General features: G+C 44.6%; 5 protein-coding genes and 3 rRNA genes. 7 read left to right on the top strand and 1 reads right to left on the bottom strand.

Annotation, left to right across the window (positions count from 1 at the left end; genetic code table 11):
* The first annotated feature begins 79 nt into the window (after window positions 1-79).
* Window positions 80-2,542 (top strand): S8 family serine peptidase, encoded by a 2,463-nt coding sequence (locus PESP_RS15525; RefSeq protein ID WP_089348838.1) that lies wholly within the window; start codon window positions 80-82, stop codon window positions 2,540-2,542.
* Between the two features lie 69 nt (window positions 2,543-2,611).
* Here PESP_RS15525 and PESP_RS15520 read toward each other — a convergent pair whose 3' ends face one another.
* Window positions 2,612-3,472, bottom strand: a complete 861-nt coding sequence (locus PESP_RS15520) for a YicC/YloC family endoribonuclease (protein ID WP_089348837.1) — start codon at window positions 3,470-3,472, stop codon at window positions 2,612-2,614.
* Between the two features lie 163 nt (window positions 3,473-3,635).
* Between PESP_RS15520 and rph the strand changes: the two genes are divergently transcribed.
* From rph to rrf, 6 genes are all read left to right on the top strand, one after another.
* Window positions 3,636-4,349 (top strand): ribonuclease PH, encoded by a 714-nt coding sequence (gene rph / locus PESP_RS15515; RefSeq protein WP_004588248.1) that lies wholly within the window; start codon window positions 3,636-3,638, stop codon window positions 4,347-4,349.
* A 12-nt stretch (window positions 4,350-4,361) separates the two neighbouring features.
* Window positions 4,362-5,006 (top strand): orotate phosphoribosyltransferase, encoded by a 645-nt coding sequence (pyrE, locus tag PESP_RS15510; protein ID WP_089348836.1) that lies wholly within the window; start codon window positions 4,362-4,364, stop codon window positions 5,004-5,006.
* 57 nt (window positions 5,007-5,063) lie between these two features.
* Entirely contained in the window at window positions 5,064-5,447 is a 384-nt protein-coding gene (locus tag PESP_RS15505) for a diacylglycerol kinase (protein ID WP_004588246.1), read from the top strand.
* Window positions 5,448-6,009: 562 nt separating this feature from the next.
* Window positions 6,010-7,545: ribosomal RNA gene (locus tag PESP_RS15500) — 16S ribosomal RNA — on the top strand.
* 294 nt (window positions 7,546-7,839) lie between these two features.
* Window positions 7,840-10,726 (top strand): 23S ribosomal RNA (locus PESP_RS15495).
* 140 nt (window positions 10,727-10,866) lie between these two features.
* A 5S ribosomal RNA gene (rrf, locus tag PESP_RS15490) occupies window positions 10,867-10,981 on the top strand.
* The 16S, 23S and 5S rRNA genes sit together here, the layout of an rRNA operon.
* The last annotated feature ends 262 nt before the right edge of the window (window positions 10,982-11,243 follow it).

Here is an 11,243-nt window from a genome sequence, read left to right as displayed (position 1 = left end):
CCCTAGGGGTTTTCCCGTATGTTTTAAACGTTAGTTGTTTGCCATTCTCAATGGGTCAAAACAATTAAGGTGTAAGCTCATGTTTAAAACAACACTAAAAACTAAAAAATTACTGATCGGACTTATGAGTGCGGGTATGTGCTTAGCGCCCTTGCATGTATCAGCAAAGTCATTAGGGCCGCAGCTGCAACAACTACTTACAAGTGCAACAGATCAAGATGCTTTTGAAGTAATCGTAACGTTTGAAGGTAAAGGGCAGCTAACAAGCGATCTAACCAATGTTATCGAATCGGCGGGTGTACTTGGAGGGATAACCTTTAATAACCTACCAATTATGGGAATAAAAGCGACCAAGGCTCAAATTGATGCAATTTATGCCTCTGATAAGGTCCGCTCAGTTTGGTATAACTCACCGCTTACCTTAGAAAATGACGGCTCAACACAAATTACAGGTGTAGATAGGCTCCGTGAAGATTCATCCCTACGTAACCAAGGCATGCCTTTTTCGGGCCGTGGTATTGGGGTAGTAGTTAACGACTCTGGTGTAGACGGCACTCACTCAGATATTAAATACCCAAACCATGTTATACAAAACGTATTGGCGCAAACCAATTTGCACTCTCTTTCTGAGATACTACCTATTACCTATCAAGAAAACACGGAAAATACAGATATTGCTGGTGGTCATGGCTCGCACGTAGCTGGCATTATTGGTGGTAATGGCGCTATGTCTAGTGGTAAGTATCAAGGTGTTGCACCGGGAGCAAAAATTATTGGTTATGGCTCAGGAGCTGGTTTATTTATACTTGATACGATAGGGGGGTTTGATTACGCTTTAACTCACCAATACGATTACAATATTCGTGTGATCTCTAATTCATTTGGTAGTACTAGCGATACAGGCACTGACTTTAACCCAGATCACCCAACCAATGTGGCAACAAAGCAGCTTTCAGACAACGGAGTAATCGTTGTGTTCTCTGCTGGTAACTCAGGTAGCGGTGAATCGACGATTACTGGTAATTTTAAAAAAGCCCCTTGGGTTATAACGGTTGCTGCAGGAGATAAAGATGGGCAGTTAGCCGATTTTAGTTCTCGCGGCGTTAAAGGTAAATCAGGCGTTGTAAGTGTTGATGGCGAAACATTTACTTGGGAAGACCGCCCTACAATTACTGCACCAGGCGTTGATGTTATTTCTACACGTGCTTCTTTATCTAGTTTAAGTGCACTGAGCATTACAGATGATAGCGAAGTAATGGAGGCTAATCACGTACCGTATTATACATCTATGAGTGGTACTTCGATGTCTGCTCCGCACATTTCAGGTGTTGTTGCATTAATGCTTGAAGCTAATCCAAATTTAACTTGGCGAGAAGTAAAAAGTATTTTGCAAAAAACAGCAACTAACATGCCTGGCAAAGAAGCGTGGGAAGTTGGTGCAGGTTACGTAAATGCTTACGCAGCAGTACAGTCGGTTGTAAATACACAGCTTACATTTGGTGAAACGACTAAATTACAACGTGAATTTAATGCTTACGCGTTAACATCAATACAAGCTGACTATAGCGAATCAGTACCCTTTAGCCCAGTGGGTGAAAACGACGGTGTTTTAATTCCCGTAAATGCTAATGCTTCCATGGTAATGGTTAACGCTAATGTTGACGATAATACGGTTGGTTTATCATTAGTTAGTCCTTCAGGTAAAACGTATAGTTCAAGTATTGCATTACCCGTTTTAGGACAAAATATTGCAGTTACTGCTCCAGCCGAATTTGGTAATTGGACCTTAAAAGCACATGGCATAGGTGGAGTTTCAGGTGTTGATGTAGACCCTATTGGTGTTACAAATGGTTACGGATTACCTGGTGAAATAAATGCAAACATTAAAATAGTTAAAACCGACGGATATAAAGGCCTCAGAGATATTAGCGATCACCCTGCAAAGTCATTTATTGCATACGCCGTGAGTGAGCAGTTAGTTGATGCTAAAAGAACGGGTTTTCACCCAAATGATTATCTTGTCCGCCAAGAATTAGCTGACTTTCTTATGCTAGGTGGAGGGATTAGACAGTCAAACTTAGCTAAGGGTAGCCAGTATAATGATGTATCAAACGATTTTTCTGCAGCGATTAACAGTGTCACTCAAAAAGGGGCTGCACTTAGAAACACAGAACAAAATCAAGCAGCAGTTATGCAATCTGACGCAAGCTTATTTAGTCCTCAAGAGCCAGTTAGTCGAAGTGAACTCGCGTATTCATTAATGCAATCTTTGGCATTAGAGAATCAAGCTTTGAGCTTTGAAGGTGATGTAACAGTAGTTTATGGCGAGCAACGAATAGTGCTAACAGACCAAGAGGCAATCCCGAATGAGCTAAAAGGTTATGTGCAACTTGCTTTAGACTTAGGGGTAATGAATGCTTATTACAATATTAGCCAAAATGCTTATGATTTAGAGCCCACAGTATCAGCATCGTTTAATGGTGATAAGTTAATTACACGAGCCGATTACGCGGTAGCAATCACAAGGCTTCACAAAAACTAACCCTCCGATGAAGTATTAAGCACCACTTTACCAACATGTATTGTGGTGCTTTTTTATTTAAACTAATAGTTATTCAATATTTTGGATCTGCTCTCGCATTTGCTCAATGAGCACTTTTAGTTCCACAGCCGCATTAGTAATATCACTATTAATTGATTTAGAGGCTAGCGTATTTGCTTCGCGGTTAAACTCTTGCATCATAAAATCTAAACGGCGGCCACATGCGCCACCTTTATTAAGAATTTTTCGTGTTTCTTTAACGTGCGATTTTAAGCGGTCTAGCTCTTCAGCAACATCTTGTTTTTGAGCAAGGTAAATAAGCTCTTGTTCAAGGCGAGACTCATCAATATCTGTTTTTAGGTCTTCAAGCTTTTGGTTAAGCTTTTCACGCTGCCATTTTGCAATCTCTGGTAAGTGGCCTTCTACAACAGTCACTTGCTCTAGGATGGAATCGAGACGAGTCGTGATCATTTCTTCGAGGTTTTCACCTTCATCACCACGAGCAGATTTAAAATCTTCAACTACTTGGTCAAAACCCGCAATAAGCGCTTTATTAACAGTATCTAAATCAAGTTCTTGTGCTTCCATAACGCCAGGCCAACGCAATATATCAACAGGGTTAATGTCACCATTGCTTTGTTGCTGCACCCATTTAGCACTTTTTATTAGTTGCTCTGCAAGTGACTCGTTAATAGAAAGCTCGCCAACGTGTGCAGGGTTTGCAACAAACTTTAAAAAGACTTCTACCTTACCGCGCTGTAAATTTTTACGTAAACGCTCACGAATTACAGGCTCCATGCCACGAAATTGCTCTGGTGCGCGAATAAACGTTTCAAGGTAGCGCTGGTTTACTGAACGAATTTCCCAGGTGCCAGTGCCCCAATCGCCTTTAATTTCGCGACGTGCATAAGCAGTCATACTGTGGATCATGGATAAGTTCCTAAAATTTATTAATACAATATTGCGATGATTATACCGTAACACTGCTTAACCTCTAGAGAAAATTTATTACGCTGAATATTTTACAATCAGCATGGCATCTACCTTCACATGCACTTATAATGTCGCAAATTCAGAATTAAGGGGATCGTCAATGCGTCCAAGCGAAAGAACACCTAACCAAATTAGACCGGTATCATTTACTCGTAACTACACTTTACACGCTGAAGGTTCAGTACTTGTAGAGTTTGGTAACACCAAAGTACTTTGTACTGCAACGGTTGAAGCAGGTGTCCCACGTTTTATGAAAGGCCAAGGTAAAGGTTGGATCAACGCTGAATACGGTATGCTACCGCGCTCAACGCATACGCGTAATGCACGTGAAGCAGCACGTGGTAAGCAAGGCGGTCGTACTATGGAAATTCAACGCTTAATTGCTCGCGCACTTAGAGCTGCTGTAGATTTAAAAGCGCTTGGCGAAAACACCATCACTATTGACTGCGACGTAATTCAAGCCGACGGCGGAACGCGTACAGCTTCTATAAGCGGTGCCTGTGTTGCTTTAGTTGATGCACTTACTCATATGCGCGCAAAAGGGATGATCAATTCAAACCCACTTAAACATATGATTGCAGCAATTTCAGTCGGTATCTATAAAGGCCAACCTATTAGTGATTTAGAGTACCTTGAAGATTCTGAAGCCGAAACCGATATGAACGTAATTTTAACTGAAACAGGTAAAATTATTGAAGTGCAAGGTACCGCAGAAGGCGAACCATTCTCGTTCGACGAATTAGATGAGCTACTTACGTTAGCTAAACACTCTATCCGTGAGATTATTGACGTTCAAAAACAAGCGTTAGCATAAGCGAGTATCCCAATGAAAGATTATCAAAAAGAGTTTATTGAATTTGCTTTAGAAAAGCAGGTTTTAAAATTTGGCGAGTTTACCCTTAAATCAGGCCGCACTAGCCCATACTTTTTTAATGCAGGCCTTTTTAATACGGGTCGCGATTTAGCGCGTTTAGGTCGCTTTTACGCATCAGCCCTTGAAGATGCCGCAATAGAATACGATGTTTTATTTGGCCCAGCCTATAAAGGTATCCCTATCGCAACTACAACTGCAGTTGCCTTAGCTGATCATCACGATAAAGACGTGCCTTATTGCTTTAATCGCAAAGAGAAAAAAGCACATGGTGAAGGCGGTACATTAGTTGGCTCTGAATTAACGGGCAAAATCATGCTGGTGGATGATGTGATCACAGCGGGTACTGCTATTCGTGAATCAATGGAAATCATCGCAGATAACGGTGCAGACTTAAGTGGTGTATTAATAGCACTTGATCGCCAAGAAAAAGGTAAAGCAGAGCTTTCAGCTATTCAAGAAGTAGAGCGCGACTTTAATACCAAAGTGATCTCTATTGTAAAATTAGCTGATCTTATTAGCTACCTTGAGAGCCAAGGTACAATGGACGAGCATTTAGCATCAGTTAAAGCATACCGAGATCAATACGGTATTGCCTAACTAAAAAAGCCTCGCAATTGCGGGGCTTTATTTTGACCACAGTTTATAGAGCTAATAATGAAAGATGTATTTAAACCTAATGGCCTTGGTATAAAGCGTATATTCAAAGCAACGTATTGTTCATACCTCGGCTTCAAAGCGGCCTTTATAGAAGAAGCGGCTTTTAGACAAGAGTTGCTACTTAGTATTATTTTGCTACCCATTTCTTTTTGGCTAGCTTCATCAGTATTACATTGGGCATTATTAGTAAGTACATTACTGATCATATTAATTGTAGAACTACTTAATTCAGCAATCGAAGCATTAACAGATCGCGTGAGTACTGAGCGCCATGTGCTTTCAGGGCGGGCAAAAGATATGGGATCTGCAGCGGTAACACTCTCATTAATGATCCTTACGATCGTGTGGGGTGCTAGTTTGTATATAAAGTTATTTCAGTAAACCCTCTATATAAACCAATTAACACCCCTAAAATGTTAATAAAGTGCTAGTTATGTTGTGTTTTTAGCATGTTTAGCTCAAATACTCAGCGAACAGTCATTTATTTCAAGTTTTCTTCAAAAAAGGGTTGATCTGTTTTCGGATCTCCCTATAATGCGACCCCACTGAGACGGCAGAGCAGGCAACGCTTAGCGAGGCAAGCAAACCACTTAGTGAGTCGAGTAAAACTTAGTTCTGAAAATTTTCAAGTTTAACAAAATTAAGTGTTGACAAAAAAATAGGAAAGCGTAATATGCGCAGCCCTAGCGAGATAAAGTTTGACGCTTTAATCGCAACGTTCTTTAACAATATAAAGCAATCATCTGTGTGGGCACTCGTACAGATTGAGTTCTAACAGCCAAGCTACTTAGGTAGCGAGGCAAACAAATTTAGAGTCTCAATTGAAACTGAGTGACCAACAGAATAATTACTTAGGTAGTTATTCAGCACAGTCAATTCAATATCGAAAGATATTAAATAAATTCAGAATTCATTGAGCTGTTCTTCGGAACATAAAAACTTTTAATTGAAGAGTTTGATCATGGCTCAGATTGAACGCTGGCGGCAGGCCTAACACATGCAAGTCGAGCGGTAACAGAAAGTAGCTTGCTACTTTGCTGACGAGCGGCGGACGGGTGAGTAATGCTTGGGAACATGCCTTGAGGTGGGGGACAACAGTTGGAAACGACTGCTAATACCGCATAATGTCTACGGACCAAAGGGGGCTTCGGCTCTCGCCTTTAGATTGGCCCAAGTGGGATTAGCTAGTTGGTGAGGTAATGGCTCACCAAGGCAACGATCCCTAGCTGGTTTGAGAGGATGATCAGCCACACTGGGACTGAGACACGGCCCAGACTCCTACGGGAGGCAGCAGTGGGGAATATTGCACAATGGGCGCAAGCCTGATGCAGCCATGCCGCGTGTGTGAAGAAGGCCTTCGGGTTGTAAAGCACTTTCAGTCAGGAGGAAAGATTAGTAGTTAATACCTGCTAGTTGTGACGTTACTGACAGAAGAAGCACCGGCTAACTCCGTGCCAGCAGCCGCGGTAATACGGAGGGTGCGAGCGTTAATCGGAATTACTGGGCGTAAAGCGTACGCAGGCGGTTTGTTAAGCGAGATGTGAAAGCCCCGGGCTCAACCTGGGAACTGCATTTCGAACTGGCAAACTAGAGTGTGATAGAGGGTGGTAGAATTTCAGGTGTAGCGGTGAAATGCGTAGAGATCTGAAGGAATACCGATGGCGAAGGCAGCCACCTGGGTCAACACTGACGCTCATGTACGAAAGCGTGGGGAGCAAACAGGATTAGATACCCTGGTAGTCCACGCCGTAAACGATGTCTACTAGAAGCTCGGAGCCTCGGCTCTGTTTTTCAAAGCTAACGCATTAAGTAGACCGCCTGGGGAGTACGGCCGCAAGGTTAAAACTCAAATGAATTGACGGGGGCCCGCACAAGCGGTGGAGCATGTGGTTTAATTCGATGCAACGCGAAGAACCTTACCTACACTTGACATACAGAGAACTTACCAGAGATGGTTTGGTGCCTTCGGGAACTCTGATACAGGTGCTGCATGGCTGTCGTCAGCTCGTGTTGTGAGATGTTGGGTTAAGTCCCGCAACGAGCGCAACCCCTATCCTTAGTTGCTAGCAGGTAATGCTGAGAACTCTAAGGAGACTGCCGGTGATAAACCGGAGGAAGGTGGGGACGACGTCAAGTCATCATGGCCCTTACGTGTAGGGCTACACACGTGCTACAATGGCGCATACAGAGTGCTGCGAACTCGCGAGAGTAAGCGAATCACTTAAAGTGCGTCGTAGTCCGGATTGGAGTCTGCAACTCGACTCCATGAAGTCGGAATCGCTAGTAATCGCGTATCAGAATGACGCGGTGAATACGTTCCCGGGCCTTGTACACACCGCCCGTCACACCATGGGAGTGGGTTGCTCCAGAAGTAGATAGTCTAACCCTCGGGAGGACGTTTACCACGGAGTGATTCATGACTGGGGTGAAGTCGTAACAAGGTAGCCCTAGGGGAACCTGGGGCTGGATCACCTCCTTATACGATTTAGAACTTATTTGTTCGTAGTGTCCACACAGATGATTGTTAGTTAGTAATGCTCTTTGGGTTTACTAATTAATATGCTCTTTAAAAATTTGGAAAAGCTGATAATAAAATTCTGATAAATATTCGTATTTATCAAGAGTTTTCAAAAGTAAAAAAGAATGATAGCAGTATCATTCAGTGCCATTTAATCACTCTTATGAGTTGATTGATTGGTATCTACTTTAGTATTCAATATTAACTTCTGGCGAAGTTAAACTGTCACATAACAAAGACCCGTTTGGGTTGTATGGTTAAGTGACTAAGCGTACACGGTGGATGCCTTGGCAGTTGGAGGCGATGAAGGACGTATTAACTTGCGATAAGCCTAGTCAAGCTAGTAAAAAGCGCTTGAGACTAGGATTTCCGAATGGGGAAACCCACCTGCTTGCAGGTATCGTTAACTGAATACATAGGTTAACGAGGCGAACGCGGAGAACTGAAACATCTAAGTACCCGTAGGAAAAGAAATCAACCGAGATTCCGATAGTAGCGGCGAGCGAAATCGGAACAGCCCTTAAGCTTATTATGTGTTAATGGAAGGCTCTGGAAAGTGCCACGATACAGGGTGATAGTCCCGTACATGAAAAGACATTTTAAGTGAAATCGAGTAGGTCGGAGCACGTGAAACTTTGACTGAATATAGGTGGACCATCATCTAAGGCTAAATACTCCCAACTGACCGATAGTGAACCAGTACCGTGAGGGAAAGGCGAAAAGAACCCCTGTGAGGGGAGTGAAATAGAACCTGAAACCGTGTACGTACAAGCAGTAGGAGCCTACTTGTTAGGTGACTGCGTACCTTTTGTATAATGGGTCAGCGACTTATATTTTGTAGCGAGGTTAACCGTTTAGGGTAGCCGTAGGGAAACCGAGTCTTAACTGGGCGAATAGTTGCAAGGTATAGACCCGAAACCCGGTGATCTAGCCATGGGCAGGTTGAAGGTTGAGTAACATCAACTGGAGGACCGAACCCACTAACGTTGAAAAGTTAGGGGATGACCTGTGGCTAGGAGTGAAAGGCTAATCAAACCGGGAGATAGCTGGTTCTCCCCGAAATCTATTTAGGTAGAGCCTCGGACGAATACTTACGGGGGTAGAGCACTGTTAAGGCTAGGGGGTCATCCCGACTTACCAACCCTTTGCAAACTCCGAATACCGTAAAGTAATATCCGGGAGACACACGGCGGGTGCTAACGTCCGTCGTGAAGAGGGAAACAACCCAGACCGCCAGCTAAGGTCCCAAAGTCATAGTTAAGTGGGAAACGATGTGGAAAGGCCCAGACAGCCAGGAGGTTGGCTTAGAAGCAGCCATCCTTTAAAGAAAGCGTAATAGCTCACTGGTCGAGTCGGTCTGCGCGGAAGATGTAACGGGGCTAAACTATGCACCGAAGCTGCGGATTCATCTTAGGATGAGTGGTAGGGGAGCGTTCTGTAAGCGGTTGAAGGTGTACCGGGAGGTATGCTGGACGTATCAGAAGTGCGAATGCTGACATGAGTAACGATAATGCGGGTGAAAAACCCGCACGCCGGAAGACCAAGGGTTCCTATCCCATGTTAATCAGGGTAGGGTAAGTCGACCCCTAAGGCGAGGCCGAAAGGCGTAGTCGATGGGAAACGGATTAATATTTCCGTACTTGGTATAATTGCGATGGGGGGACGGAGAAGGCTAAGCAAGCATGGCGATGGTTGTCCATGTGAAAGTGAGTAGGCTAGCGACTTAGGTAAATCCGGGTTGCTGTTAGGCTGAGACACGAGACGAGCACCCAAGGGTGTGAAGTTGCTGATGCCATACTTCCAGGAAAAGCCTCTAAGCTTCAGATTATACCGAATCGTACCCCAAACCGACACAGGTGGTCAGGTAGAGAATACTAAGGCGCTTGAGAGAACTCGGGTGAAGGAACTAGGCAAAATCGTACCGTAACTTCGGGAGAAGGTACGCTCCTATCTGTGATGAGACTTGCTCTCTAAGCGGACGGGAGCCGCAGTGACCAGGTGGCTGGGACTGTTTATTAAAAACACAGCACTGTGCAAAATCGCAAGATGACGTATACGGTGTGACACCTGCCCGGTGCCGGAAGGTTAATTGATGGGGTTATCCTTAGGGAGAAGCTCTTGATCGAAGCCCCGGTAAACGGCGGCCGTAACTATAACGGTCCTAAGGTAGCGAAATTCCTTGTCGGGTAAGTTCCGACCTGCACGAATGGTGTAACCATGGCCACGCTGTCTCCACCCGAGACTCAGTGAAATTGAAATCGCAGTGAAGATGCTGTGTACCCGCGGCTAGACGGAAAGACCCCGTGAACCTTTACTACAGCTTGGCACTGAACATTGAACCTACATGTGTAGGATAGGTGGGAGACTTTGAAGCAGCGACGCTAGTTGTTGTGGAGTCGTCCTTGAAATACCACCCTTGTAGTTTTGATGTTCTAACGTTGGCCCCTGAATCGGGGTTACGGACAGTGCCTGGTGGGTAGTTTGACTGGGGCGGTCTCCTCCCAAAGAGTAACGGAGGAGCACGAAGGTTGGCTAAGTACGGTCGGACATCGTACGGTTAGTGTAATGGTAGAAGCCAGCTTAACTGCGAGACAGACACGTCGAGCAGGTACGAAAGTAGGTCATAGTGATCCGGTGGTTCTGAATGGAAGGGCCATCGCTCAACGGATAAAAGGTACTCCGGGGATAACAGGCTGATACCGCCCAAGAGTTCATATCGACGGCGGTGTTTGGCACCTCGATGTCGGCTCATCACATCCTGGGGCTGAAGTCGGTCCCAAGGGTATGGCTGTTCGCCATTTAAAGTGGTACGCGAGCTGGGTTTAGAACGTCGTGAGACAGTTCGGTCCCTATCTGCCGTGGGCGTTTGAGAATTGAGAGGGGTTGCTCCTAGTACGAGAGGACCGGAGTGAACGAACCGCTGGTGTTCGGGTTGTCATGCCAATGGCATTGCCCGGTAGCTACGTTCGGAACTGATAAGCGCTGAAAGCATCTAAGCGCGAAGCAGGCCTCGAGATGATTTCTCACTAGACTTTTAAAGTCTCTGAAGGGCCGTTGAAGACTACAACGTTGATAGGCAAGATGTGGAAGTGGTGTGAGCCATTAAGCTAACTTGTACTAATTACCCGTGAGGCTTAACCATACAACGCCAAACGCGTTTTGTGACAGAAACAAGCGACAGAAGTTAATAGCTAAAGTAGATAGTTACTTGAGACTTAAAAATATTATCAGATATTTTCCAGATTTAGTTGGTACGTGAAAACGGACTGACGACCAAATTTGCTTGGTAACCATAGCGTTTTGGACCCACCTGACCCCATGCCGAACTCAGTAGTGAAACGAAACAGCGCCGATGATAGTGTAGCATTTGCTATGTGAAAGTAGGACATTGCCAGGCTCCAAATACGAGAAAGCCGCTTCAGAAATGAAGCGGCTTTTTTACGTCTGAAGGAAAGTAATATTCAGCACTTTCTTCTCTAAAGTGCAGCGCCTCTTTGTAAACCGTGTTTTGGTTATCCAATGCATTGGCGGATGATAGTGAAGCATTTCACTGTGACTCTTCACCGCTGTAAGCACTACGACATTCTACCGCATAGCGTACCGAGCCCAAATACGAGAAAGCCGCTTCAGAAATGAAGCGGCTTTTTTGCGTCTGCAGA

The sequence above is a fragment of the Pseudoalteromonas espejiana DSM 9414 genome (assembly GCF_002221525.1).
GTDB lineage: Bacteria > Pseudomonadota > Gammaproteobacteria > Enterobacterales > Alteromonadaceae > Pseudoalteromonas > Pseudoalteromonas espejiana.
Note: the sequence above shows the minus strand (reverse complement) of the source record. Positions and strands in the feature narration are given on the sequence as shown.

Coding starts and splice junctions, on each gene's coding strand:
- PESP_RS15520 (WP_089348837.1), bottom strand. CDS start 3,472: ATGATCCACAGTATGACTGCTTATGCACGTCGCGAAATTAAAGGCGAT.
- rph (WP_004588248.1), top strand. CDS start 3,636: ATGCGTCCAAGCGAAAGAACACCTAACCAAATTAGACCGGTATCATTT.
- PESP_RS15525 (WP_089348838.1), top strand. CDS start 80: ATGTTTAAAACAACACTAAAAACTAAAAAATTACTGATCGGACTTATG.
- pyrE (WP_089348836.1), top strand. CDS start 4,362: ATGAAAGATTATCAAAAAGAGTTTATTGAATTTGCTTTAGAAAAGCAG.
- PESP_RS15505 (WP_004588246.1), top strand. CDS start 5,064: ATGAAAGATGTATTTAAACCTAATGGCCTTGGTATAAAGCGTATATTC.